At 53.5% G+C, this 25,373-nt stretch carries 20 protein-coding genes and 1 pseudogene; 12 read left to right on the forward strand and 9 right to left on the reverse strand.

The genetic code is table 11. The annotated features are described in order from the left end of the window. Positions 1–32 precede the first annotated feature (32 nt). Both UNDYM_RS27265 and UNDYM_RS27270 read left to right on the forward strand, forming a co-directional pair. Entirely contained in the window at positions 33–1,316 is a 1,284-nt protein-coding gene (locus UNDYM_RS27265) for an HD-GYP domain-containing protein (RefSeq protein WP_162043953.1), read from the forward strand. Then, on the forward strand, positions 1,313–3,709 hold the full coding sequence (locus UNDYM_RS27270; protein WP_162043954.1) for a bifunctional diguanylate cyclase/phosphodiesterase: 2,397 nt from the start codon (positions 1,313–1,315) through the stop codon (positions 3,707–3,709). The genes UNDYM_RS27265 and UNDYM_RS27270 overlap by 4 nt, the downstream gene beginning before the upstream one ends. 80 nt (positions 3,710–3,789) lie before the next feature. On the opposite strand, the gene UNDYM_RS27275 is transcribed toward UNDYM_RS27270, so the two are convergent. Continuing rightward, positions 3,790–4,551 carry a tetratricopeptide repeat protein gene (locus UNDYM_RS27275; RefSeq protein WP_162043955.1) on the reverse strand — a complete coding sequence of 254 codons (762 nt, stop codon included), beginning with the start codon at positions 4,549–4,551 and terminating at the stop codon, positions 3,790–3,792. A gap of 160 nt (positions 4,552–4,711) precedes the next feature. Here UNDYM_RS27275 and UNDYM_RS27280 point away from each other — a divergent pair, with 160 nt between their 5' ends. Further along, the gene (locus UNDYM_RS27280; protein ID WP_162043956.1) at positions 4,712–5,623 is read left to right on the forward strand and encodes a methylglyoxal synthase; all 912 of its coding nucleotides are present in this window, start codon (positions 4,712–4,714) and stop codon (positions 5,621–5,623) included. Here UNDYM_RS27280 and UNDYM_RS27285 read toward each other — a convergent pair. The 3 genes from UNDYM_RS27285 to UNDYM_RS27295 form a co-directional block, all read right to left on the reverse strand. Then, positions 5,620–6,390 carry a hypothetical protein gene (locus tag UNDYM_RS27285; protein ID WP_162043957.1) on the reverse strand — a complete coding sequence of 257 codons (771 nt, stop codon included), beginning with the start codon at positions 6,388–6,390 and terminating at the stop codon, positions 5,620–5,622. The two genes, UNDYM_RS27280 and UNDYM_RS27285, sit on opposite strands and share 4 nt — an antisense overlap. A gap of 69 nt (positions 6,391–6,459) precedes the next feature. Further along, positions 6,460–7,281 carry a YjfK family protein gene (locus UNDYM_RS27290; RefSeq protein ID WP_232063616.1) on the reverse strand — a complete coding sequence of 274 codons (822 nt, stop codon included), beginning with the start codon at positions 7,279–7,281 and terminating at the stop codon, positions 6,460–6,462. A gap of 4 nt (positions 7,282–7,285) precedes the next feature. Beyond that, complete coding sequence (locus UNDYM_RS27295) at positions 7,286–8,152, reverse strand: hypothetical protein (RefSeq protein WP_162043958.1); 867 nt, start codon at positions 8,150–8,152, stop codon at positions 7,286–7,288. 116 nt (positions 8,153–8,268) lie between these two features. On the opposite strand from UNDYM_RS27295, the gene UNDYM_RS27300 reads away from it, so the two are divergent. Next, entirely contained in the window at positions 8,269–8,760 is a 492-nt protein-coding gene (locus UNDYM_RS27300; protein ID WP_162043959.1) for a phage regulatory CII family protein, read from the forward strand. Positions 8,761–8,785: 25 nt separating this feature from the next. On the opposite strand, the gene UNDYM_RS27305 is transcribed toward UNDYM_RS27300, so the two are convergent. Next, entirely contained in the window at positions 8,786–9,607 is an 822-nt protein-coding gene (locus UNDYM_RS27305) for a DUF2314 domain-containing protein (RefSeq protein ID WP_162043960.1), read from the reverse strand. 231 nt (positions 9,608–9,838) lie between these two features. On the opposite strand from UNDYM_RS27305, the gene UNDYM_RS27310 reads away from it, so the two are divergent. Together UNDYM_RS27310 and UNDYM_RS27315 are read left to right on the forward strand one after the other, a co-directional pair. Further along, the gene (locus tag UNDYM_RS27310; protein WP_162043961.1) at positions 9,839–10,405 is read left to right on the forward strand and encodes a chromate transporter; all 567 of its coding nucleotides are present in this window, start codon (positions 9,839–9,841) and stop codon (positions 10,403–10,405) included. Next, positions 10,405–11,001: a chromate transporter gene (locus tag UNDYM_RS27315; protein ID WP_232063617.1), complete on the forward strand. Its 597-nt coding sequence runs from the start codon at positions 10,405–10,407 to the stop codon at positions 10,999–11,001. Before UNDYM_RS27310 ends, UNDYM_RS27315 begins: the two co-directional genes overlap by 1 nt. Before the next feature lie 12 nt (positions 11,002–11,013). Here UNDYM_RS27315 and UNDYM_RS27320 read toward each other — a convergent pair whose 3' ends face one another. After that, positions 11,014–12,414 (reverse strand): DUF1501 domain-containing protein, encoded by a 1,401-nt coding sequence (locus tag UNDYM_RS27320; protein WP_174244968.1) that lies wholly within the window; start codon positions 12,412–12,414, stop codon positions 11,014–11,016. A 63-nt stretch (positions 12,415–12,477) separates the two neighbouring features. Further along, a complete protein-coding gene (locus UNDYM_RS27325) occupies positions 12,478–14,235 on the reverse strand; it encodes a DUF1800 family protein (protein ID WP_232063618.1) in 1,758 nt (585 codons plus the stop codon). A gap of 325 nt (positions 14,236–14,560) precedes the next feature. Here UNDYM_RS27325 and UNDYM_RS30885 point away from each other — a divergent pair, with 325 nt between their 5' ends. After that, positions 14,561–15,418, forward strand: coding sequence for a hypothetical protein (locus UNDYM_RS30885; protein ID WP_162043962.1), 858 nt, complete (start codon positions 14,561–14,563; stop codon positions 15,416–15,418). A gap of 16 nt (positions 15,419–15,434) precedes the next feature. Here UNDYM_RS30885 and UNDYM_RS27335 read toward each other — a convergent pair whose 3' ends face one another. Beyond that, positions 15,435–15,749, reverse strand: a complete 315-nt coding sequence (locus UNDYM_RS27335) for a hypothetical protein (RefSeq protein WP_162043963.1) — start codon at positions 15,747–15,749, stop codon at positions 15,435–15,437. A 192-nt stretch (positions 15,750–15,941) separates the two neighbouring features. Between UNDYM_RS27335 and UNDYM_RS27340 the strand changes: the two genes are divergently transcribed. Continuing rightward, positions 15,942–17,399, forward strand: a complete 1,458-nt coding sequence (locus tag UNDYM_RS27340) for a PLP-dependent aminotransferase family protein (protein ID WP_162043964.1) — start codon at positions 15,942–15,944, stop codon at positions 17,397–17,399. A 158-nt stretch (positions 17,400–17,557) separates the two neighbouring features. Next, positions 17,558–18,879 (forward strand): annotated as a pseudogene (locus tag UNDYM_RS27345) (dicarboxylate/amino acid:cation symporter). Positions 18,880–18,943: 64 nt separating this feature from the next. On the opposite strand, the gene UNDYM_RS27350 reads toward UNDYM_RS27345, so the two are convergent. Then, a complete protein-coding gene (locus tag UNDYM_RS27350; protein WP_162043965.1) occupies positions 18,944–20,170 on the reverse strand; it encodes a TCR/Tet family MFS transporter in 1,227 nt (408 codons plus the stop codon). A 42-nt stretch (positions 20,171–20,212) separates the two neighbouring features. On the opposite strand from UNDYM_RS27350, the gene UNDYM_RS27355 reads away from it, so the two are divergent. The 3 genes from UNDYM_RS27355 to UNDYM_RS27365 all read left to right on the forward strand — a co-directional run bounded on the left by UNDYM_RS27355 (position 20,213) and on the right by UNDYM_RS27365 (position 25,331). Beyond that, positions 20,213–21,565, forward strand: a complete 1,353-nt coding sequence (locus tag UNDYM_RS27355) for a hemolysin family protein (protein WP_255456510.1) — start codon at positions 20,213–20,215, stop codon at positions 21,563–21,565. A 114-nt stretch (positions 21,566–21,679) separates the two neighbouring features. Beyond that, the gene (locus UNDYM_RS27360) at positions 21,680–22,954 is read left to right on the forward strand and encodes an Hsp70 family protein (protein ID WP_162043966.1); all 1,275 of its coding nucleotides are present in this window, start codon (positions 21,680–21,682) and stop codon (positions 22,952–22,954) included. 145 nt (positions 22,955–23,099) lie between these two features. Continuing rightward, positions 23,100–25,331: an EAL domain-containing protein gene (locus tag UNDYM_RS27365; RefSeq protein ID WP_162043967.1), complete on the forward strand. Its 2,232-nt coding sequence runs from the start codon at positions 23,100–23,102 to the stop codon at positions 25,329–25,331. The last annotated feature ends 42 nt before the right edge of the window (positions 25,332–25,373 follow it).

Here is a 25,373-nt window from a genome sequence, read left to right on the forward strand (position 1 = left end):
GCTCAAGCGTCACATTTCCGGACACCGGTGTCATGACTGATATTCATACACAGTTTATTGAGCTTGGCCAGCTGCGCATAGGCATGTTTGTCTATCTGGACGTGGGCTGGATGGATCATCCCTTCCCGGTTTCAAATTTCAAGATCAGCAATCAGTCGCAAATCGATACCATACGTTCGCTGGGTCTGGAGCGCATACGCTATGCGCCGGACAAGAGCACGCCCGAAGCAGGCAACACTGAGGAACAACAGCCCGCCCAGCACGAGATCAAGGCCACCGAAAGCCCGGCGGCCTTTGCCGCCCGGCAAAGAAGGGAATTGCTGGCCAGCCAGCAAGCCAGCCTGCAAGTCTGTGAGCGCCAGTTTGCCCATGCGGCACAAACCTTCAAGCAGGTCACGGACCTGCTCCATTCCCAGCCGTCCCAGGCCAAAGAACTGGCCGAACAATTGATACAAGGCTTTTTGGGCGAGATACTCGGTGAAGATGAAGCAGCAATACGTCTGCTGTCAGAAAAAGCAGGTGAAAAAACCTCATTGCATTCCATCAATGTGACTGTCATTTCACTCTTGCTGGGCCGGGCCCTGCATTTGAGCAAGGCCGAGATGCTGGACCTGGGTGTCGCCACCATCCTGCATGACATAGGCAAGATGGAATTGCCAGACCGCCTGCGCTGGCAGGATGAACATTTCAATCATGCCGAGCGTGAGCTTTACCACGAGCACGTCGTGCACAGCCTGGCGATGGCGCGCAAGATGGGCTTGTCGGCGAATGTCATGCTGGCCATCGCCCAACATCATGAACATGCCGATGGCACGGGTTATCCCAGCAAGGTACAGGGTGACAAGCTGAGTACCATCAGCCGCATTGTTGCCCTGGTCAATCATTACGATAATCTGTGTAATCCGGCCAACCCGGCATTTGCAGTCACCCCGCATGAAGCCCTGTCGCAGATTTTTACCCAGCACAAGCCGCGCTTTCACGCCCCTACCCTGACCGCCTTCATCCGCATGATGGGCATTTACCCGCCGGGCTCAGTCGTGCAACTGACCGATGAACGTTATGCCATGGTGGTATCGGTCAATTCTGCGCGGCCCATCAAACCCAAGGTTGTCATCCACAACTCTGCGGTGCCGCGCGAAGAAGCACTGGTCATCAACCTGGAGCATGAAAGTACGCTGTGCATACACCGCAGCCTGAAGCCACTGCAACTGCCTAAGGCGGCTTATGATTATTTGTCACCACGCAAACGCCTGTGCTATTTCTTTGAACGTGGCCTGGAGGCCGAGGCTCGTAGCGAAGACGGGGCAGCCACATGAAAGCCCATCCCTGGCAATCACTGATAGAAGGCTTGCTGGAAGCAGTGATACTGGTCGATCCCATACAGCTACGCATAGTCGCTGCCAACCGGGCCATCCATCAATTGCTGCAAGTCCCGCCTGGTAGCCTGTTTGGCAGGGGCATCGTTGATCTGGCCGCGGCACCTGAAGATGTGTTCTTCTGGGAAGATGTGGCGGCTGGCCTGTCAGAAAACATCCATTCCGAAACCCTGCTGAAACGCGCTGATGGCAGCATAGTCCAGATAGAAAGACGGGTGACCCTGCTCAGGACAGGCCTGGACAGTTCGGTCTATGTGGTCGCCATCAATGACCATTCCAGCCAGCGCCAGGTCGAGAATGAACTGGAAAAACTGATTGCCGAACTGCGCGCGACACTGGAATCTACCGCTGACGGCATACTGGTCACCGATCTTGATGGCGCCATACGCAGTTACAACCATTTATTCGCTGAGCTGTGGGGGCTGCCGGACGACTTGATGACGCAGCGGAATGACAAGGCCATCTATGCCTGGATGGATAAAAGCATGCTTGATGCCGGCTTGTATGAAGAAAGACTGGGCACCATCACCCGCTCGCCTCTGATGGAAGCGACTGATGTACTGACTCTGCGCTCAGGCAAGATACTGGAGAGAGTGACGCTGCCGCAATATGCACGGGGACGCCCGATAGGCCGGGTTTATTCTTACCGCGATATCACCCAGCGTCTGGCAGACGAGGCACGCCTGCGCCTGGCCGCCAAGGTATTTGAATCGAGCACCGACGCGATTTTCATCACCGATGCCGAACAAAAGATAGTCACCACCAACCCCAGTTTCGAACGTCTCAGCAGTTACACCGAACAGGAAATGCTGGGCAAGACTCCCAGGGAATTTTTTTCCATGGAAGGCAATGCTACCCAGGTCGAGAACCTGCTCAAGGAGCTCGAAAATCTCGGTTTCTGGGAAGGAGAATTGTGGAACCGCCGCAAGAATGGCAATGCCTACCTGTGCATGATTTCGCTGGTCAGGGTCCCGGATGCCAAGGGTGGTGCACTGAACTACATAGGCTTTTTCAAGGACAGGACAGAAACCCATACGGCGAAACAGAAAATCGAAGAACTGGCATTTTCTGACGTGTTGACAGGCTTGCCCAACCGGCTGTTGCTGGATGAGCGCATACGCCAGGCGATCACGATTTCCAGCCGCAATCATTCGACCTTTGCCCTGCTCTTCCTCGACCTTGATCATTTCAAGCAAATCAATGATGCACTGGGCCATCCCTTTGGTGACCGCGTACTTTTGCAAGTCACTGAACGTCTGAAGAAGTGCATACGCCAGGTGGATACTGCTGCCCGCCTGGGCGGGGATGAATTTGTCTTGCTCCTGCATGAAGCCGATGCCGAAGGTGCAGAGATTTGTGCCAGGAGGGTGCTGGAAGAATTGTCAGCGCCGTTTTCACTCGACGGCATGAATTTCACTGTGACCGCCAGCATAGGCATTGCGCTTTATCCAGCAGACGGACAAAGCATGGCTGACCTCATCAAGAATGCCGACAGCGCCATGTATCATGTGAAGGAACGCGGGCGTTCTGACTTCCGTTTTTACCAGCGCCAGATGAATATTGGCCTGTTGTCACGCATGAAGCTCGACCATGCCATGCGGCAGGCTCTGGAACATGAGTTATTCCGCTTGCATTACCAGCCTCAGATAGAGCTGGCTACCGGCAGGCTGATGGGCGTCGAAGCCTTATTGCGCTGGACGGACAAGGACCTGGGCGAAGTCAGTCCTTCACAATTCATACCGGTGGCCGAAGAATCGGGCGTCATCGTCCCCATAGGTAACTGGGTCATGCAAACAGCGATACGGCAGGCCGCCTCATGGAACCGTGATGGCAAGTCCATGCGGGTGGCAATCAATGTCTCTGCACTGCAATTCCAGCAAACCAATTTTGTCGATAGCATCGCAGCAGCCTTGCAGGAACATGGCTTGCAACCGCAATGCATAGAACTGGAATTGACAGAATCGATACTCATCAAGGATGCAGAAGATGCGCTGAGAAAACTGGAAGCCCTGGCAGCCCTTGGTGTCAAACTGGCGATTGACGACTTTGGTACCGGCTATTCCAGCCTCAGCTACCTGAAACGTTTCCCTATCTACAAACTCAAGATAGACCGCTCATTCATTGATGACTTGCCCGGCAATGAAAGCGATATCGCGATAGTCACTGCCATCATCAGCCTGGCCCATGCCCTGAAATTACGCGTGATTGCCGAAGGCGTCGAAACCCGGGAGCAAAGAGATTTTCTCCAGCAACTGCAATGCGAGGAAATGCAGGGCTATCTGTTTGCCCACGCGATGTCGGCACAGGAATTTGAACAACAATATTTGCGCTGAAAATAAGCTAAATTGCCGGGCACATAAAAAAATGCCGCTAAAAAATGAGCGGCATTTTTTCATTTGAGCATCAGGGCAAATCAAAGATGCGTTTTCCAATAGCGCGAATCATCGCGAATCTCTGCAATCTGTTCGCTGGTCAGCTCATTGCTGACCAGTTCACGGCTATCCATCGCCATGCTGCCAACCTTGACACTGGCTTTCAGCAAATAGCGATAGCCTGTCATCATGTCACGCTCTACCCCATCACCATGCAGGTAGCGCAAGCCCATCTGGAACTGGGCGCTTGACAGGCCCTGCTCGGCCGCCAGCATCTCCCAGTGGGCTGCCTGGACTACATTTTTTTCTACGCCCTCACCTTCCTGCAAAGCCAGTGCCAGATGATGTTGGGCACTGGCATTGCCCTGCTGGGCGGCCTGTTGATACCAGAAAACTGCTTCTTCATCGTTTTCTTCTACACCCTTGCCGTTCGCATACATATAACCAAGAGCAAGCTGGGCAGAAGTCAGCCCCTGCAGTGCAGCGCGGCGGAACAGGCGGAAAGCCTGACCCTCATCCGTTTCCACGCCCTCACCGGTCAGGTACATGACACCGAGATTAGCCTGGGCACCGGCATGGCCCTGGTCTGCCGCCTGCTCCAGCCAGTAAGCAGCTTCCTGCGCATTTTGCAAGTTATCACTGGGTTCAAGATAGAGCAGGCCCAACATATTCTGTGCCTGGGTGTCCCCTAGCAGGGCCCAGCGCCGGACTTGCATTTCATCATCAAAATCATCATCACCCAAAGCCGAGGCACAGGTCGTCATGATCATGAGCACCATCAGCAGATGCCGCCATTTTTTCATTTTATCCTCACCTGTTTTACTTCATGTACAGAATGCTACGCCTGTCCTGCCTTTTTCGTGTGTCTCGACTGTTGGATTAGGTAACAAAATGTAGCCCCCAGTCAGCAAGTGCGGCCACTCTGAGAGTAAACTACGGGGACAGACAATTTTCCCACCAGCCATGAAAGCAGATGCCGTGACCTCAGCAAAAAAGCTACGCATAGGATTGATTGCCAACCGATCTCACCAGGACGCCCCCAATTCTGCACTGGTGCAGCTACTACATGGTGGCGGGCCCGCGCTACAGCATCTGCAGGCAGAACTCGTGATAGTCGGACGTACCCTGGATGCCATTATTTCACATGGGTTGCTGGAAAGCTGCCCTGCGGTCGAGCGTTTTCCCTATGGCCGCGAAGGTGGCCTCATGAAACTGGTATCCAGAGTGGTCGATAAAGACCCGGCCAGGGCAGTCGATGCGGTGATCTACCTGATAGATCCGGTCGATCCTTCTTCGGTTTTCCCGGAAGCCCATGCACTCAAGCGCCAGTGTGTGATACACCGCAAACCTTTTTTGGCGACGCTGGCCAGCGCCAGGGAATGGCTGGAACTCGAAGCCACCGCAAGCGGTGCAGCAACAGACCTCAAACTGAACCCGACTTTTGAATTGCAAAATGAAGGTATTGCCCTGATCGCGCATGATGCGATGAAAGACAGCATGCTGCTCATGGCGGAGAAACACTTTGCGTTGCTCGACAGCTTTGGCCAGCGCTATGCAACCGGCACGACAGGTGGCCTGCTGAACAAGCTGGCACAAAAAATCAAGGGAGAAGAAGCCGGCAAGAACTGGGTCACCCCTTATCTTTCCGGCCCCCTCGGTGGGGATGCACAGCTAGCAGAGCTGGTGCTCGACCGGCAGATACGCCGCATCCTGTTCCTCGAAGACCCGCATGTGGCACGCCAGCATGAAGCCGACATACAGTTACTCGAAAGAGCGGCCCGCACCGTCTGTGACTTTTCGCAAGTCATCAGCGAAGTCACCGGTGCAGACCGCTGGCTGACACTGCTGACCCAGAGAGTCAGCAGGCAGTCTTAGGCCGCTGTTGCGGTCTGGCTGGACAGACGTTTGAGCCTTTCCAGCGTGCTCTCACCTGCAGTATCTGCCTGCGCCACCGATTTGCGGATGGCGTCAATCTCTGCCGCCTGGTCCAGCGGTTTTTGCGCGATATCGGCAACGATGCGCAAACCTGCCGCTTCGTTACTGACTGTCTGCGCACGACGTGTCAGGGCATTCAAGGCACTTGAATGGCTGGCCATGCTGGACAGGCTGCTGAGTTGCTCCTGCCTGTCCATGCGCAGTTGCTGCAAGTCTTTTTGTGCCTTGGCCGCAGCCAGGCTTTGCAGGGCTTTTTTCGCAGCAGCATCAAAGTCTGCCAGTTGTCTGGAGAAGGCATCGACGATCTTCTGCAATTCATCCATGTATTCTCTGGCATCTGCTTCTTCCTGAATTTCCAGTGGCAGGCGTGCCTTGTTGGCTTCGAGCTCATCACAGAACAGGCTGACCGTTGCTTCAGAAATCTTGCCTGCAGCAAGACGGTCTGCCAATGTTGCCGAGGCTTTTTCATCGTTCGCAATCAGCTCACGCAAACGCACTACATCATTATGTTCCTTGTCGAAAGAAGCGCGGGCCGCAGCCAGTTTTTGTGCCGTATCGCGCAGGGCGGCTGCCAGGCGGTCACGGTCGGCTTCGGTCGCTGTCTCTGGATCAAAGTTGGCGATCGCTTCAGATATCTTGTCGCCGAGTGCACCAAAGTGTTTGGAAATCAAACGTGCGGTCAGGCCCCAGCCATTCATATTGCTCATGGTAATCCTCTCAGTGTGTGATGCGGTAATGGTCAAATACTGTATTACGGGTACTACATCAAAACGGTGCTATTGCACCAGCAGCCTTTCCGCTTCCAGGGGTAGGGCAATCATAAAATCAACATGGATGTCGCGCTTGCTGCTGCCATCCTTGCTACGTAAAATCTCAGTGCTGATCAACAGTAATTCAGACTGCTCACCTGCCTCATTCAAACTCCTGCGGTAAGGCATGAAGACCACATCCTGCTGCAAACCGAGTTTGCCTGCTGCATCATCGATGCGGGTTTCGACACCTTTAAAAGGGACGACAAATTCCTGCGCCGGGTCACCGGCATCGCGTTCATATTGCAGGCTGTCAGCATCACCAAATACACTGTCGAGACTGGCCTCATCCCAGCCTATGCCCGCCAGTTGCTCACGCCACAGGGCGTAGTTGCGGTCACCCAGCCCGGCACCGTTTTCACCGAGAAAGGCTTGCTGGTCTTCGACGGTTTCTGGTATCAGCCTTGTCAGGTGGCTGCAATACAAGAGCTCTTGCAATTCACCGCTGGCATCACAATACAACTGCAGGAATTTCTCACCGCCATTGTTACCATCAGCGTCGCGGTTCAGGTAATAGCGGTACATCTTGCCGCTGATCGGCAGTTGCACACGGCTGATGGCGACGATGCGGGTCTCCGCTTCATCCGGCATGGCGATCAACGAACCCTGGCTGATGGCGCGTATCAACGGTGTCTTTTGCAGATTGACGACACTGCCTATACGCGCGCCCAGTGGCAAAGCCGCATCCTGCCTGCCGCTCTCTGCATGCATCTCGTCGGCGACGAGTTCATCCTTGTTATGCTTGTTGAACAGCTTGCCTACATACTGATATGCATCTTTCCAGGCCATGGTATTAATTTCCTCCTAAACTGTAATGAACTGCACTGTCTTGCTTGTTGCGCCTGTTGCGTCTGCTGAGCAGGAATTGCCAGCCTGCCCAGGCCAGCGCAGCGAACAGCAAGATGACGAGAACGGTGCGCAACAATTTAAAATCACCGTTCTCCTGTGCCACTTTGGTCGCTGTTATTGTTGCCGTCGTATTTTCTGCATCTGCACTGCTCAATGCAGGCGTCTTGCCATTCGCTTCAGTTGCTGTACTACCTGCCGCTTCGTCCTTGCTACTGCCAGTACCCACGTTGGCAAGCGGTTCCAGTTGCTGCGACTGACGGTTTTCTGCTGCCTGTGGGTGACTCATCACACTACCCAGTATCACGCCACCGACGACAGCAGGCAAAATGCCACTACCTCTCTGCACTACCTGCGGCTGCATCATGACCGGTGCGGATTGCGTCACAGGTGGTGTTGCATATGTAGACTGATTGGCAGGCTGGTTGGCAGCCTGTTGATTGCCGCTGTTATTAACACCGTTGTTGCCACTGGCACTATTACCAAAGCCCCGCTGGCTTCGCTGTGCTGTCTGCTGGCGTGCATCCATGCTCTTTTGTGCATTCGCCTGCGCCTGGTTTTTTTCCAGGTCACGGTTCAGTGCAGAATCAGACTTCTTGCTTGTATACGCAGGCTTGCTGGTATTGAAGCTGCCAAATCCTGTCTTTGAGGGCGCCGATGGTGCAGGCTTGCTGACACTTCTTTGCGAAGAGAAGCCACCACGAAAACCGCCAGAAGACCCGGATGAACGCCCGGCAGCATGCGCAAGGCTGGCCGAGAGTGGCAAGACCAGCGCCAGCATGACTGCTATTAATTTGTTATTAAAACTGTTCATGGTTCTCATCTATAGAAATATGGTTAAGCTATCTGTACAATCCCTCAACGCTTGATGGATGTCATCATAGTGAGCAAAAACACAAAGATCATCGGTAATAAATTGGGGAATTCACCATGACACGCAAATATTCAGACATGAACCAGCACGACGCCTTGTACAAGATTGCGCGCGCCTATCCTGGTGGACTGGAGGCTCTGGCGGGCCGCATGGAGGTCTCGGTGAATGTCTTGCGCAACAAGCTGGCACCGGGCATAGAGTCACACTATCCTTCGTTTGAAGAACTCTCGCTGATCGTTGAACTGTGTCATGACGCTGGCGTCAAGGATGCTCATCTGCCACTACATGCGCTGTTAAGCCGTCATGGCATGGCTGCGTTTGTGATACCTGAGCCTGACCAGGTCAGTGAAGATGATTTGTCGCAAACGGTCTGCCGCGTCATGAGCCGCGTTGGCGACGTGGCAGAGGCAGTATCAACTGCCCTGATCGATGGTGTGATTACGGATGCCGAAGCCGACCTGATAGAAAAAGAATTTCAGAGTGCACTGACCGTGCTGGGTGAATGGCGTGCGCGCATACGCGCGCACCATAAGCAAAGAGAATCGTGATTTTTTCGTGAAGTAAAAAAACTGCTCAATGCAATTTCTTTTCGAGCAAAGCGATAATCCTCGGCCAACCCATCTTGCGCGCCAGATCCAGTGCTGACTCACCTTTGGGATTGAGAGCATTTGGATCGGCACCATGTTTGACCAGCAAACTCACCGGGGCCAGATTACCTGCCAGTGCATCTCTCTGCAACAGGGTCCAGCCATCTTCATCGACGCTGCGGGCAAATGCCGGTTCGTCCCGCAGACCCTGGTCCATTTTCTCTGCCATGTTTTCACTCATGGGATGCTCAGGCAAATCTTCTGTACTGAGGATAATGGGCTGTTCCTTTTTGCCAAACAAGCCGGATAAAAATCCCTGTTTTTCCTGGGTCGCCGCTGGCACGATCATGACTTCACCGGGCTTGCCAAAATCCAGGCCCCAGGCCTGATCATGTTCTTCGCGCTCGGCTTTTGACATATCACTGCGCATGACGTCGATACTGTAACCGCCATAGACCTTGCCGTTGATAGTGTACATCCAGTCCCCAATTTCTGCCAGCGGCACACTGACAGGATCACCCGCAGCAATGCTGTCCAGCCATTGCGGATTGTTCAGCAAGACACCTGAGACGGTGTCACCATCGAACTGTATTTCATTGATCCACATGTGCTCAACTTCTGGCCCTTCACTATCCGGGTCGGTAGCAAACGCCACCTTGACCGCAGCCAGGCCCAGGCCGGGAATGATGCGGCGATATTCCCATGACAACTCGCGCCAGAAATACTTGAAAGTCTTGCGCGCCTGTTCAGCCGCTGCCTGCATGGCAGGGCTGGCACCTTCAACCATGACTATCTTGTCTTCGCTCATGATCTTGACCAGTAAAATAAAAACACTGTAGCGCAAAGCTGGCTGACAAATAAGCAAGTGCAGAACTTCTTTCAAATGATACAAGTTCTTACTGTTTGTCGATGATGCGCGCACTGGGCAATGCCGTGTAAGAGGAAATTTGAACAGGTGAAATATTTGCCCAGCAGCATTTTCACTCCTGCTTTACAATGTAAGCCTGCCCCAACGCCTAGCTGTCAAGCTGCCAACATCATGTCCACAGAACTTCCAGGCCAGCGCCCTACCTCCCTTGCGGATTTGTATATTTCATTTACCTTATTGGCATTGCAAGGATTTGGCGGCGTACTCGCGGTTGTACAGCGCGAACTCGTGGAAAAGAAACGCTGGATGACGATGGAAGAATTCGTCGAAGACTGGGCCGTTGCACAGATTTTGCCGGGGCCGAATGTGGTGAATCTGTCGCTGATGATAGGTCACCGCCATTTCGGTTTTGCCGGGGCTATAACAGCGCTGGCTGGCATGTTGTCAGTGCCCTTGCTGATCGTCGTGTTGCTGGCGGTGGTGTATGCGCAATTTTCCCAGTATCCTCAGGTTGTCGGCGCGCTGCGTGGCATGGGTGCGGTGACGGCGGGGCTGATCATTGCGACGGCGCTCAAGCTGGTACCTGCCCTCAAAAATAATCCTGTTGGCAGGCTTACTGCGCTGATCTTCAGCGCCCTGTGTTTTGCCGGTATCGCTCTCTTGCGCCTGCCGCTGGCCTATGTCCTGTTCACCCTCGGCACCATCACTTGCGCACTGGTTTACCGGAGGCTGAAATAATGCCTGATACTCTGCATGGTGCCCTGCACATCACGATGAACTGGCATGACTGGCTGCAGTTGTTCCTGCATTACATGATGCTGTCGCTGTTGTCGATAGGCGGAGCGATTTCCACTCTGCCTGACATGCACCGTTACCTGGTCACGCAACAGGGCTGGCTTAGCGATGCACAATTCAATGCCTCGGTGTCGATTGCCCAGGCTGCACCGGGCCCGAACGTCTTGTTCATTGCCCTGATGGGCTGGAACGTGGGCATGAATGCTGGCGGCATGTGGACGGCGCTGATCGGTGTTTTCGTCGCCATGACAGGCATACTCTTGCCCAGCACCACCCTGACTTATGTCGCAGCAAGCTGGGGCCATGCCAACCGTGAGTTGCGCAGTGTGCGCGCCTTCAAGCTGGGTATGGCACCAATAGTTATCGGCCTCTTGCTTGCTACCGGCTGGATCATGGCAGCATCGCATGACCAGGCCAGCAGGGACTGGCCTTTATGGCTGATGACCGTAGTCTGCACCATCGTAGTCTGGTGCACCCGCCTGCATTTGCTGTGGCTGCTGGCGGGTGGTGCTGCACTGGGCTGGTTTGGTCTGATCTGAAGACAAAAACAGTCAGACAAATCCAAGATAACGCTGGCTCGCATCGTAATACTTGAGGTTGGGCAGCAAATCCAGCATGTCCGTATCTGATACACCCAGCCATTTGCCCAGAGTGGCGGCATATTGATCGACCGAGGTGGTCGGCAACAGACGGCCCTGCCCTACATCGTCATCACTATCGGTCGCCACCAGCGGCGCGGTACCGTAATAACGCTTGCCGTTGACTGCACCACCAAGCATGAAATGCATGCTGCCCCAGCCATGGTCAGAACCATCATTATTACCTGTCAGGGTGCGGCCAAAATCGGAAGCGGTGAATGCGGTAACCTTGCTATCGACCTTCAATTCCTTCGTCGCTTCATAAAATGAATTGAGAGCTTCGGCGACACTGGCCAGCAAACCTGGATGAGTGCTGACCAGGCCATCATGGGTATCAAAGCCACCCATGGAAACAAAGAACACCTGGCGTTTTGCGCCCAGCGCACCGGCACAGGAAATCATGCGCGCCACCATCTTCAATTGCATGGCCAGGTTGTTGGCTTCATTGAATGGCGTGTTGATTGCTGGTGCCCCCGCCAATGCGGTGGTCAGGACATCATTCGCATCTATCGAGCGTTTGCTGACGCGGGTATATTCATTTTCAAACAGATGCGTACGGGCCTGCGTGACGAGGTTTTGCAAGGCCGTGGAACAGGCCGCAGAACCAAACAGCGGTGCCTGCAAACCTGCGAGTGGCACGGAACCATTGGTCGAGACCTGGTATTGCACTGCCGTATTACCCGACAGATAAACCGCATTGCCCGAGACATTCACGCATGTGAACGTCGCATTGCCATTGCCCGCCACAAAGCGATCCCCCATGCGCCCGCCCCAGCCAGATGTCGCTCCTTCGGCTGCAGATGATTGCCATACCGATTGCTGGTCATTATGGGAAAACAGCTTGGGTGGCAGCATGGCCGTCTTGTTCGTGTATTCCAGCTTGGTGGTTGGCCGTATCAGGGTACCGACATTAAGCATGATGCCCATCTTGCCAGTATTGAAGATGGGCAGCAACGGGGCCAGCTCAGGTGCCAGTGCATACTGATGGCTGACACCGTTTCTATCGACCGGCACATTCAGGCCCTGCAAGGCAGTCGCATCGAGTTTGTCGCGTCCATAGGCCAGCGTGGGGCGCAGGCGGGAATACGCGGCGTAGTTGGCGCTGTCGTAAGGCACCAGCGTATTGGCGTAATCATTACCGCCATATAGAAATACACAGACGATGGCTTTGTAATCGTCCGCCGTGGCGGCTGAGGCTTCGGCCATGGCGGCGAGATTCAATGCCCAGGGAGTGGCGACACCGGCGATGGAGAGTGCAGAAGCACGTTGCAAGAATGCGCGGCGTGAGGCATTCATCGTGTTTGAATTTTTCATGATGCTTTCCTGTAGTGATGGCAGCAAATTATTATTGGCGCGGAAGCAGGCTTATTTGCCGGCTCATTTGAGAACGATGAACTCAGGTGCAGCCAGCACCAGGGTTAGCGCTGCATAGATTCTTTGTTTGCGGCGGGTATCTGTACCACGCGGCATGCTATCGACAGCCGTACTGAGGTTTTGCAGGGTTACTGTACTTAACTGCCCGGCCGCCAGCACCAGGTTGATTTCGTCGAGCATGGCTGACGCGGTGTCTGCCAGCGGCATCAGGCTGCTATAGTCAGGCACGAGATCACTGATGCCGCTACTGATAGCGCGCTGCATGTAATTCACATAGCCAACGACTGAAGATTCATTGGTGATCTGGAACTCGGGCGCGACCAGGCTGGCCGCTGCGATAGCGGTATTGGGCGGCACATAACCGGGACGGAAGTAATTGAATACCGAGGGTGAACGCAAGGGGCTTTGCCCCAGCCTGGTAGCAGGATCACTGGTGTTGCCCAGGTTCCAGATATCATTGGTTGCCGTGACATTGTAGGCACGCGCCCAGGCCAGGAAACGCAGCATGGGTTCACGCAATTTGCCAAACTGCGGGTCACTGAGATTAGCTGGCTTGCGCGCCTCGTCATCCAGCAAGATGGCTTTCAATACGGCTTTCAGATTGCCTTTCTTGCTGGCCGTGCCGCTGCCATCATCATTGAATACGGTGGCAACTCTGGAGACATAGCCAGTTGAGGGATTGCTGGTCACCAGTCTTTGTATGAGCTGGCGGCTGATGAAGGGTGCCACATTGTCATGGGCAAAAATGATGTCGAGTGCGGCACTCAGTGCATCGGCTCCATTGAGCCCTTCGCCTACGGTTTTATCAAGAAAAGTGGAAGCACCGGTTTCATGCCTGACCGGTACCTGAGTCATGGGCCTGTGCAAGAAGTCAGGCTTGTCAGCCTTGCCACCAGCGAGGTCAAAATCCCAGCCTGTGAAGATGCGTGCCAGACCTGTGATATCGGTCAGGTCATAGGTTTCTATATTCTTGCCATCTTGCTGGCGTGGCGTGCCATTGAGTTTGAGTTCCAGCAAACCTATGCTGAACAACTGCATCAGTTCACGCGCATAGTTTTCATCTGGCATGGCACCGGTTTGCGCATTGTATTTGGCATTGCCACGGAAGGTCAGGTATTGCCCCATGGCCGGGCTGGTCGAGACCATTTGCAGCAGATCGCGGTAATTGCCAAAACAATTTGCTTCCAGCATGTCCAGCCAGCCCGCTGCACCAAATGCCTTCCAGCCGCCACCGATAAGGCCATCGATGGAAACCACGATAATTTCTGACAATACCAGGGTGAAGCGCTGGCGCAGGGTGTCTGGCGAGCTGATCAGTTTGCGCCAGGCGGTGGAATCAAAACCTGCCTGACTGTTACGGTAGCTGATATCGTTAAAACCCTTGGACACCAGCCAGTCCCAGCGCGTGCCATTACCAGGCAGGCTCAATTGTTCATCTATCCAGCCTGCATAACCCAAGCTTTGTACCCTGGCGATCTGGGCACGGCTGGCACCCATGCTGGCCTGAGCCAGGAAGCGCGCCGCCTCAGGGGCAGTAATCGCTGCGGCACTGGGGTCAGGCGCCGGTGCTGGCGGTGCAGCCATGGCTGTATTGTTGCTGCCCGTGTCATTTTGCGCCGTCGTATTGCTGCCACCACAGGCGGCCAGCAAGGCCGTCGATGCCAGCAGCGCCGCTGCCTTTAATTCTGCCTGCTGATTGAACGTATCCTGATCCGCTGCGGTCTGAGTATTCAAGTCCGCGACGCTTGGCTGGTCTTCCATGTCCTGTCTCCCTAGATTTGGTATGTGATATGAATTGTTCATTCTTGCGACCCAGGCTTGCAGAGTAGGACAGTCATGTAAATTACTTATTACCTATTTGTAAGCAGTTGTCAGGAGTTAGGCTAATTTTCTATATAGTTTGTTACTTGCAAATGTAAATAGCATTAAAGATTCAAAAACCGGGCGCGTCATTTGTTACACTTTCGTTTTTTATCAGCATGCGCCGGTTTGCCGATTCAGCGACAGACAATCTTTGTTACAGGGAGAGACATAGTTTGAGGTATCCTTGCCACCTTGAAATTCTGCACACCGGTTCATATAGTCCATGAAGTTGAGCATAGAAGCGCCTGAGGATGAAGTTGCCCTGCCGGGCGAAATTCATTTGCATATCCGGTTTCGCCCTGCGAATATGTTCGGCATCTTGCTGGCTTTGCTGGTCCACGGGCTCTTGCTGTACTTCCTGCTGCACATGAATGTGCTCAAGAAGAAGCTTGACAAGGCTGGTTCCAGCGAACCCATGGTCTTTATCATGGACAAGGTGGCCAAAGCCCCCAAACAGGCGACTGCGCCGCAAAAGCAAAAAGCTGAATCCAAGCCGGTGCGGGTGCCACCATCCAAAAACGCAATCACCCGGCCCAAAATACCGCCACCGCCAGTCACAGACTCGCCGGTAGCACAACCACCGCCGCCACAAGCCAAAGAGACCCCGCCAGAAATGGATATGATGGCCCTGGCCAATGCTGCGCGTGAGCGCCGCCGTGCGGCAGAGCAGGCCGCCGCCCAGGAAAATGACGGTGCACGTCAGGCAGGCCGTGGCATGACCCCGCAGGAAGTCGCCGAAGCCAATGTCAAACGCAGCATGCAACAGGCGGCCAACCGTGGTGGTGGCAGTGGTGTGTTTGAACTGGGGACTGTAGGCACGCGGGTAGCCAGCTTTACTTTCCGTGGCTGGAACACCCGTGTCATTGCTTCGAATGGCAAGCAATCCTTTGAAGTCGATGCTGGTCTTGGTGGTGACGTACGCCTGGCAGTAGTGCGCCGCATGATAGAAATCATACGTATGGAATACAAGGGCGACTTCAACTGGGAATCCCGCAGGCTGGGCCGCGTGATCGTCAAGTCGGCCCGGCCAGAAGATTCTGCCGAGCTGGAAAACTTTTTGCTGAAAGAGTTTTTCCCTTAATTTCTCTTAATTTTCCTTAGTGCGGCTGGTGACCACGCCAGCCCGCCCACAATGATTGCCAGGCCTGTACCAACGCTTGCCACCAGCGCACAGGCTCTGGCTTTTGCAGCAGGACATCACTGGTCTGCAACGCCCGCAATTCTACCCAGCCATCATTTGGCACCTGATACACACAGCCTGTGTCCAATACCGTATCCGCCTGCCATGCCAGCCCCTCGACAAATTGCGGCCAGGCGATTAAACGCAGTTTCCCTGTCTTCACATATAAGGTGCTGCCTGCCGCCAACAGGCAGTGCATGCTCTGGTCTTGCCTGATGCTGTTGCTATGCATGGTAATGCTCCTGAAAATGACCCAAAAAGAGCTTTGGATACAGGTATCAGGATAGGCCTGGTCAGCAAACCTGCACAGACACAGAAAACACACATCTGTATCGCATCAGACAGCGAATTCATAATCTGTTATTGTATCGTTAGCCCTGAACTGTATCTGTGCAGGCCCTGAGCATCTTTACATCGTCAAGCTATGCAAACCTTACCTCTCTACAGGCAACTGGCCGACCATTATCTGAATGCGATCCGTTGTGGCACGCTCAAGCTCGGTGACCGCATGCCTTCGGTGCGCAAGCTCATGCATGTACACGGGGTAAGTCTATCGACGGCCCTGCAGCTGTGTCGCCAGCTGGAGACCGAGGGCTGGCTGGAAGCGCGCCCGCGGTCCGGTTATTTTGTGCGACAGCCACGCCGGGTGCGCCTGATACCGGCGCAGGAACCAACCATAGGCAAGATCATCGACCCGGCACAGTTTGTCGGTATTCATGAAAAAGTGTCTGAAATCATCGCCCAGGGCCAGCGCCAGGTGAAATGCAATCTGGCACGTGCCACCGGTGGCCCTGCCCTGTACCCGCACCAGCAATTACGCAGCCTGACTGTCAGCACCTTGCGCCGTTATCCAGAACTGCTGACCAAGGCAATATCGCCGGGTGGCAACCGCGAACTCAAAGCAGCGCTGGCCAAGCGTGCGCTTGATTCTGGCATCAGCACCTCGGCAGAACAGGTCATCATCACCAATGGCTGTATCGAAGCCCTGAACCTGGCCTTGCGTGCGGTGGCGCAAGCGGGTGATGTCATCGCCGTCGAATCACCAACCTTTTATGGCCTCTTGCAAGTGCTGGAAAGCCTGGGCATGAAGGCGCTGGAAATACCGACCAGCCCCAGCACTGGCATGTCAGTCGAAGCGCTGGAGCTGGCGATGCAGACCTATGACAATATCAAGGCAGTCGTGGTGGTGCCGCATTTGCAAAATCCGCTGGGCAGCATGATGCCTGACCAGCACAAGCAAAAACTGGTGGCACTGTGTGAAAAACAAGGCATACCGCTGATAGAAGATGACTCCTACAGCGCCCTCGCCGATGGCGACAAAATCCCAACTGCACTCAAACAATGGGACCATAGCGGCAACGTGATTTACTGCGCATCGGTACACAAGATACTTGCGCCCGGCATGCGCGTAGGCTGGATACTGGCAGGCCGCTGGCAAGAACGGGTCAACATGCTGAAGTATGCGCACACACGTTACAACGAAGAATTGTCACAGATAGTCACAGCAACTTTTTTGCTGTCATCAGCTTATGACAGGCACCTGCGGAAACTACGTAGCAGCCTCGCCACGCAAAGAGAAAAAATGGCTGAAGCGATTGCCACATATTTTCCCGAAGGCACGCGCGTGACCATGCCAGCCGGTGGTGTTTCCTTGTGGGTGGAGATGCCGACAGGCACTTCATCACGCGCTGTTTTTGATGCCGCTCTAGAGGAGAGTATCCTGGTTTCGCCAGGTTTGATGTATTCCAATTCAAATCGTTTTGATCATTTTTTGCGTATCAATTGCGGCATGCCTTACACCCAGGATCTGGATGATGCGATGCGTTTACTGGGTCGCATTATTCAACATCAGGCTTCTTCAAGACAACACATTGCTGCGTAAATTTCTGCATAAAAATTAGGCACTGTGGAAAGCCACAATTGTGGCTGTTCCACGCATTTCCCATAATGGCTGCACTGACGGAAAAAAATATTCCGCAACGTGCTCGCCATGATGATGTGATACAGGCGAGACTTTCTACCATCCAATGGAGACCAAGGATGAAAGCTCAAGCCTTCTACAAATCCCTGTATTTTCAAGTCATCACCGCCATCATTCTGGGTGTGATGCTTGGCCATTTTTATCCTGAATCCGGCGCTGCCATGAAGCCTCTTGGTGACGGTTTCATCAAGCTCATCAAGATGATGATCGCACCGATTATTTTCTGTACCGTGGTCGTTGGAATAGCGGGTATGGAAGACATGAAAAAAGTCGGCAAAACCGGTGGCATGGCACTGCTGTATTTTGAAGTTGTCAGTACCCTGGCACTGATCATCGGCCTCATCATCGTCAATCTCGTGCAACCTGGTGCTGGCATGCATATCGATGTGCATACGCTCGACACCAAGGGCATCGCTGCCTTTGCTGGTCCCGGCAAAATGCAGACCACGACAGAATTTTTGATGGCCATCATCCCTACTACGTTCACCGATGCGTTTGCCAAGGGTGAGATATTGCAGGTATTGCTGATCTCCATCTTCTTTGGCTTTGCCCTGCATCGTTTTGGTGGTCGTGGCACGCTGGTATTTGACCTGGTCGAAAAATTCTCCCACGTGCTGTTTGTCATCGTTGGCTACATCATGAAAGTAGCTCCTATCGGTGCCTTTGGCGCGATGGCTTTCACGATAGGTAAATATGGTGTCGGCTCGCTGGTGCAACTCGGCTTCCTGATGGCGACTTTCTACGCAACCTGCCTGATCTTCATCTTCGGAGTACTTGGTGCTATCGCTAAAGTACATGGCTTCAGCATCTGGAAATTCGTCAAATACATCAAGGAAGAATTACTCATCGTACTCGGCACATCGTCTTCAGAATCAGTGTTGCCACGCATGATGGCCAAACTGGAAAACCTGGGTGTGAAAAAATCCGTGGTTGGCCTGGTGATCCCTACTGGCTACTCTTTCAATCTGGATGGCACGTCGATCTACCTGACCATGGCTGCTGTTTTTATCGCCCAAGCCACAGATACACCGATGACGCTGATGCAGCAAATCACTTTGCTGGCAGTCTTGTTGCTGACATCCAAAGGCGCAGCCGGTATCACAGGCAGTGGCTTCATCGTACTGGCAGCAACATTGTCTGCGGTTGGCGGCGTACCGGTTGCTGGCCTGGCGCTGATACTTGGTATAGACCGTTTCATGTCAGAAGCACGCGCATTGACGAATCTGATCGGTAACGGTGTTGCCACTGTCGTGGTTGCCAAATGGGGAACGATGTGGATACCGTCAAGATGCAAAGACGTTTGAATAATGAAACCGTGGAAGAGGCAGAAGACCCGGAACTCTTGATGGATACGGCATCCATGCATACAGCAGTGCGCTAAGCTTAATGCAGATTGCAGGCAAAAAAAGCGGACCTTGCGTCCGCTTTTTGCATTCCGGCTGCAACTATTTTTTCAGATGCCGCAGTGCCAGGGTCAGTGCCATCAACTGTATGGTCGCCGCCAAAAAGAAAGGTGCACCCAGCAAGATACTGCCTTTAGGGAAATGACTGACTTGCCCAACGATGGATGTACCTATCAGCGTGGCAAACACGCTCATGATACTGGCCAGCGCTGTCAGCGAACCCATGGCCAGGCCTTGCGAACGTGCATCGACGGCACGCGAGAAAAAACCTTGCAAGGCAGGCCCGGCAGCAAAGGCCAGCACATTGCACAGGATCAGCACATACATCATCCAACCCTGGTTCGCCAGGCCATAACAGGTCAGTGCTAGCGTCGATGAGGCGAGGCCAATCAGGACTGCATTGGCATCGCCAACACGTTTGATATAAGACCCCAAGAAAACGCCCTGCATGAGTACGCTGGAAACACCAACCATGAATAGTGAAAAACCATTTTGCATGGGCGTCCAGCCAAAGCGCAATTCTGTCGATAAAACCCAGGTGGTTTGCAGCGTAAATTGAGCAAACATGGTCAATGCATATACCCACACCAACGCGCCGACGCCACGCAAATGCGCAAGCCCACGCAAACCGGCAAAGGGATTGGCGGAAGAAATATGAAAGTCCTTGCGGTGATCCGCAGGCAGGGATTCTGGCAGTGAAAAATAACCATACACCACGTTGCCCAGCGACACCGCTGCTGCCAGATAAAACGGATAGTGGATATGCGCCTCACCCAGCAAGCCACCAATGACGGGACCACAGATAAAACCCAGGCCAAACATGGCGCCTATCTTGCCCAGCGCCTTGGCACGGTTTTCCGGGCTGGAGACATCCGCGATATAGGCATTTGCCACGGATAAATTACCTGCGGTAACGCCACCGATAGCACGCACCAGCAGCATCCAGTAAATAGTCGTGACCTGGGTCAGCAAGAGGAAATTCAGGCCCAGGCCAAATACACATATCAACAAGACCGGGCGGCGGCCATAACGGTCACTGAGTGCGCCTATCATCGGTGCAAAGATGAATTGCATGACACCATAAATGGCGACTATCGCACCATACCAGTAAGCCTGGCTGTCTGCCTGCAAGGTATAACTCGCCACCAGCCGTGGCAAGACCGGGATGATGAGACCTATGCCAAGGATGTCGAGGAATACCGTGATCAATACAAAACGTACATTGGTCGGCAGCGGCTTGGGAGCATCTGCCTGTTCAGAACTTGTCATACCAGACATCCTTTTAGCGGAATCTTCAAAGCCTAATAGTATATGATTACTACTAAGTACATTCGCATAGAGGGCAATATGGCTTTGTTTGATCACTTTCTCATCATTGCCTTGCTGGTCGCCATCAGCGCATTTTTTTCCATGTCAGAGATTTCGCTGGCGGCTGCGCGCAAGGTCAAATTGCAGATACTGCATGCCGAGGGCGAGCAGCGTGCAGGCAAGGTACTGGCCTTGCAGCAAGAGCCTGGGCATTTTTTCACGGTGGTACAAATCGCCCTGAATGCGGTGGCCATACTTGGCGGTATACTCGGTGAACAGGCTTTGACGCCGTATATCCAGAAAGCCCTGGTCGCTGTGTTTGGCCTGGTGAGCTGGATAGAAACTGTCAGCTTCGTGACATCCTTTTTATTCGTGACCTCGATCTTCATTTTGTTTGCTGACCTGCTGCCGAAGAAGATCGCCATGATTTCGCCAGAGACCGTGGCCATGCTGGTGGTCAGCCCCATACTCTTGTGCGTGCGCCTGTTCAAACCCCTGGTCTGGGTCTTCAATGGACTGGCCAACCTGTTCCTGCGGCTGTTCAATTTGCCAACGACACGCAATGAACAAATCACTTCAGATGAAATTTATGCGATGTTTGATGCCGGGGCTGAAGCCGGGGTAGTGCTGGAAAGCGAGCATCACATGATAGGTAATGTGTTCGAGCTGGAAAGCCGCACCGTGCCATCGGCGATGTCGCAGCGCGACAGCATCGTCTACTTCACCCTGCAGGACAGCGATGTGGTGATACGCCAGAAAATCGCCGAGCACCCACATACCAAGTTCCTGGTCTGTGATGGCAATATCGACAATGTGGTCGGCTATGTAGAATCCAAGGATATCTTGAAACGGGTGCTGACCAACCAGGCTTTCACCAAGGTGCAGGAGTTATCAATACGCACAGCTCTTGCCGTGCCTGATTCGCTGACCCTGTCTGAAATGCTGGAACAATTCAAGGGCACGCGCGAAGACTTTGCCGTGATCTTCAATGAATATGCGCTGGTGGTGGGTGTCATCACCCTCAATGATGTGCTAAGTACCCTGATGGGCAACCTCGTTCATCCTTTCCTCGAAGACCAGATCGTCCAGCGTGACGCCAATTCCTGGCTCATTGACGGTGCGACAACAATCGAGGATGTCTGTCGTGCGCTCGACATCGATAGCTTGCCTGAGCAGGGAAGCTATGAGACCATTGCCGGTTTCATGATGACGATGCTGAAAAGGATACCCAAGCGCACTGATTTTGTCATGCTGGGGACTTACAAGTTCGAAGTCGTCGATATTGACCACTACCGCATAGATCAATTGCTGGTCGTCAGACTCGATGATGCGGCCGATACCAGCAAATCACCATAATTATTACTGTTTTGCTATCTGGTTTCTTCAGCATCAGGCCTTAACCCATTTTTTATCATCGTCAACAGCAGCTCACCGAATGCTGCTGGCTTACCCGTTTTTATCAGGATTTTCATGTCGCACGCTTGTGGAGTAGATTTTGGCACCTCGAATTCAACCGTTGGCTGGCACAGGCCGGGCCAACCTGCGCTGCTGGCGCTGGAAGAGGACAAAGTCACGCTGCCATCGGTAGTATTTTTTGATGTCGAGGATGACCAGGTCAGTTATGGCCGGGCGGCACTCGGCAATTACCTGGCTGGCCATGAAGGCCGCCTGATGCGCTCGATGAAAAGCCTGCTGGGCACCAGCCTCATGGACGGCCAGACGGAGGTACAGGGCAAGGCCGTGTCTTTCCGTCACTTGCTGGCGCAATTTATCCGTGAACTCAAGGTACGTGCAGAAAAATCTGCAGGCACACAATTCACCCAGGCTGTCATGGGGCGCCCTGTGCATTTTATCGATGATGACGGCAAGGCCGACAAACTGGCGCAAGACACCTTGGAAGAAATTGCCCGTGCTGCCGGTTACAAGGAAGTGCAATTCCAGTATGAACCGATTGCTGCCGCGTTTGATTATGAATCACGCATCAGCAAGGAAGAACTGGTACTGATTGCCGACATAGGTGGTGGTACCTCAGACTTTTCACTGGTGCGCCTGGCACCGGAACGTGCCCACAAAATAGACAGGAAAGACGATATCCTCGCCAATGGCGGCGTGCACATAGGTGGCACTGACTTTGACAAATACCTGAGCCTGAACCACGTCATGCCGCTGCTGGGCCTGGGTGGCCGCCTCGGCAGCCAGATCGAAGTGCCTTCGAGTTATTATTTCAACCTGGCGACCTGGCACACGATTAACCTGACGTATACCCAAAAAGTCTGGCGTGAATTGCAAGAAGTTTACCGCGATATCAATACGCCGGAATTGCGCCTGCGCTTTGAACGCCTGCTGAACCTGGTCGAAGAACGCGATGGTCACTGGCTGGCCATCAAGTCGGAAGAAGCCAAGATATTATTATCGGATCAACAAGCGATAGATTTGCCACTAGAGCGTTTGCGCAGCAAACAAGCAAGCCCCGTCTGCCATCTGGCACTGGACCAGCAAGGTTTGCAGGCCTCGATTGCCCACCTGACCAGCAATATCGGCGACACCGTCAATACCGTACTGAACATGGCAAACCTGAAACCGGAACAGGTAGATACCGTGTTTTTCACCGGTGGCTCCAGCGGTGTACGCGGCTTACGCCAGCAAATTGCCAGCATCGTACCGAATGCTACGAAGGTCGAAGGTGATCTTTTTGGCAGCATAGGATCAGGCCTGGGCCTGGATGCCGCGCGCAGATTTGCATGAAAATTGCGCTTGCAAGCCTCATGTCAGTTTTGACTAATATATTTCACTTAAAGTCACAATGTCGGTGAGCCACGGCCACGCCCGGCACCAAAACTTAAACTATACTTGTTGCATCAATTAGCAGGCTTTTCTACCCGGAGAAGGCATGTCGAACGAACAAGACGATGATGATGAGCTGTTCCTGGTTGAGGACGCGGAAGAAGAAGCCGCGACTCAGCAAGCAGGGCGCAGCTGGAAAATCGCCATCGTCGATGATGATGAGGACGTACACCGCACCACCTGCTTTGCGCTGCAATATGTGCATATCCTGAACCGCCCCCTGGAATTTATCCACACTTACTCCAAGAGTGAAACCCGCAAGGTATTCGCCACTGAAAGCGATATCGCCGTGGTATTGCTGGACGTGGTCATGGAAACCGAGCATGCCGGGCTGGAGCTGGTCAGTTTCATCCGCGATGAACTGGGCTGGACCGATACCCGCATCATCCTGCGTACCGGCCAACCCGGTTATGCGCCGGAAGAAGAAGCCATACGCGACTATGACATCAATGACTATAAAACCAAGAATGAGCTGACCCGCAAAAAGCTGCTGACATCTTTGACCGCAGCCGTACGCTCGTATGAGCAAATACGTACCATTGATGCCAGCAGGCGCGGCCTGCACCAGATCATCAGCTCCAGCGCAGCCTTCACTTTCGAGCATGGCATACAGTCTTTTGCCAGCGGCGTGATTACCCAGATCGCCGCCTTGTGTGGCGTACCGCCTGAAGGCTTGCTGTGTGCCCAGGGTGAGCTCAATGAGCTTGACGAAGAAATCCCTGAGACCTTCAACGTCATCGCTTCTGCCGGGCATTACAGCAACCTGATGAATTGCCCGATTGATGATATCCACAATGCCCGCGTGCGCGACGCCTTGCGGCATGTGTTGACAAACCGGGAGTCATTGTTCACCGATCACAGCATGACGCTGTATTTTTCTGGCCGGGGTAACCGCCCTCTGGCGGCCTTTATCGACTTGCCGTTTTCACTGTCAGAAATCAACCAGCATTTGCTGGAAGTATTTTGTTCCAATCTAGGCGTTTGCCTTGATAACCTGAGCCTGGTCAACCAGCTCAAGAACCATGCTTACCGCGACCAGTTGCTGAAACTGCCCAACCGCCTGAAGTTCATAGAGCAGATCAGTGCGACACTGGCCAATGAACTGCCAGGACAAATGGTCGCTCTCATGGACATTGATGATTTTGCCGAAATCAATGACGTGCTCGGCCATCATTATGGCGACCTGATACTCAAGGCCGTGGCCGACAGATTGCGTGAAAAGCTCGGTGCTCCCATCTTCCTGGCGCGCATTTCCGGTGACGTATTTGGTCTGCTCGGTAGCAGGGAGTTGCTTGAACCGGAAACACTGAAGCTGATGTTTGTACAGCCATTCACGATAGCAGAAACTGCCCACGCAGTCTCAATGTCGATAGGCATGGTAGCACTCGAAGGCTATGTCGGTGATGGTGCCGAACCGCTGAAAGATGCGAGTATCGCCTTGAAGCGTACCAAGATACACCAGCGCGGCAGTTGCACCTTGTTCACCCGTTCCATGGGTATAGAAATACGCGAACGCGCAACGCTGATGCAGCATTTGCACAAGGCTTTTGATGCCGAGCGCCTGTTCCTCATGTATCAACCGCAAATCGATCTGGAGACTGGCAAATTCACCGGGCTGGAGGCACTGATACGCTGGCGCAATGATGATGGTGTGCTGATACCACCGAATGATTTTATTCCGCTGGCAGAATATTCCGGCCTCATCATCAGTCTCGGTGCCTGGGTATTGCGTACCGCCTGTTTCATGATGGTCAGACTGCAAAAGGCCGGGATTGCGCCGCAACGCATGGGGGTGAATGTCTCGGTCGTGCAATTCCGTCAGGATGACTTTATCGCCATCGTTGAATCAGCATTGAAGGATACTGGCTTGCAGCCAGAAAACCTGGAACTGGAAATCACTGAGTCAGTCACCATGACCAGCGCCATCCTGTTTGAAAGCAAACTCGCCAGCTTGAAAAAACTGGGCGTCAAAATCGCCATTGACGATTTTGGCACCGGCTTTTCTTCGCTCAGCTACCTAGACAAATTACCGGTCGACAGACTCAAGATAGACCGTGCCTTCGTCAACCAGATCGATACGCCAGAAGGGCCACGTATCGCTGAACTGATTACCCAGCTGGGTAAAAAACTAGGCCTGCAAGTCATCGCGGAAGGGGTAGAACATGAAGCCCACTGGAAGACCTTGGCCGCCATGGGTTGCCATGAAGGACAGGGCTTTTACATAGGCCGCCCCATGCTGGAAGAAAACCTGATCAGCTGGATCAATCTCAGAAAATAAAAGGCTGTCACAAAACGGGCAAGATGCTTCACTCCCACGTCT

It is taken from the genome of Undibacterium sp. YM2 (assembly GCF_009937975.1).
Lineage (GTDB): Bacteria > Pseudomonadota > Gammaproteobacteria > Burkholderiales > Burkholderiaceae_D > Undibacterium.

Coding starts and splice junctions, on each gene's coding strand:
- UNDYM_RS27300 (WP_162043959.1), top strand. CDS start 8,269: ATGACACGCAAATATTCAGACATGAACCAGCACGACGCCTTGTACAAG.
- UNDYM_RS27365 (WP_162043967.1), top strand. CDS start 23,100: ATGTCGAACGAACAAGACGATGATGATGAGCTGTTCCTGGTTGAGGAC.
- UNDYM_RS27340 (WP_162043964.1), top strand. CDS start 15,942: ATGCAAACCTTACCTCTCTACAGGCAACTGGCCGACCATTATCTGAAT.
- UNDYM_RS27355 (WP_255456510.1), top strand. CDS start 20,213: ATGATTACTACTAAGTACATTCGCATAGAGGGCAATATGGCTTTGTTT.
- UNDYM_RS27360 (WP_162043966.1), top strand. CDS start 21,680: ATGTCGCACGCTTGTGGAGTAGATTTTGGCACCTCGAATTCAACCGTT.
- UNDYM_RS27290 (WP_232063616.1), bottom strand. CDS start 7,281: ATGGCCTGGAAAGATGCATATCAGTATGTAGGCAAGCTGTTCAACAAG.
- UNDYM_RS27350 (WP_162043965.1), bottom strand. CDS start 20,170: ATGACAAGTTCTGAACAGGCAGATGCTCCCAAGCCGCTGCCGACCAAT.
- UNDYM_RS27295 (WP_162043958.1), bottom strand. CDS start 8,152: ATGAACAGTTTTAATAACAAATTAATAGCAGTCATGCTGGCGCTGGTC.
- UNDYM_RS27320 (WP_174244968.1), bottom strand. CDS start 12,414: ATGAAAAATTCAAACACGATGAATGCCTCACGCCGCGCATTCTTGCAA.
- UNDYM_RS27335 (WP_162043963.1), bottom strand. CDS start 15,749: ATGCATAGCAACAGCATCAGGCAAGACCAGAGCATGCACTGCCTGTTG.
- UNDYM_RS27265 (WP_162043953.1), top strand. CDS start 33: ATGACTGATATTCATACACAGTTTATTGAGCTTGGCCAGCTGCGCATA.
- UNDYM_RS27270 (WP_162043954.1), top strand. CDS start 1,313: ATGAAAGCCCATCCCTGGCAATCACTGATAGAAGGCTTGCTGGAAGCA.
- UNDYM_RS30885 (WP_162043962.1), top strand. CDS start 14,561: ATGAAGTTGAGCATAGAAGCGCCTGAGGATGAAGTTGCCCTGCCGGGC.
- UNDYM_RS27325 (WP_232063618.1), bottom strand. CDS start 14,235: ATGGAAGACCAGCCAAGCGTCGCGGACTTGAATACTCAGACCGCAGCG.
- UNDYM_RS27315 (WP_232063617.1), top strand. CDS start 10,405: ATGCCTGATACTCTGCATGGTGCCCTGCACATCACGATGAACTGGCAT.
- UNDYM_RS27305 (WP_162043960.1), bottom strand. CDS start 9,607: ATGAGCGAAGACAAGATAGTCATGGTTGAAGGTGCCAGCCCTGCCATG.
- UNDYM_RS27285 (WP_162043957.1), bottom strand. CDS start 6,390: ATGAGCAATATGAATGGCTGGGGCCTGACCGCACGTTTGATTTCCAAA.
- UNDYM_RS27310 (WP_162043961.1), top strand. CDS start 9,839: ATGTCCACAGAACTTCCAGGCCAGCGCCCTACCTCCCTTGCGGATTTG.
- UNDYM_RS27275 (WP_162043955.1), bottom strand. CDS start 4,551: ATGAAAAAATGGCGGCATCTGCTGATGGTGCTCATGATCATGACGACC.
- UNDYM_RS27280 (WP_162043956.1), top strand. CDS start 4,712: ATGAAAGCAGATGCCGTGACCTCAGCAAAAAAGCTACGCATAGGATTG.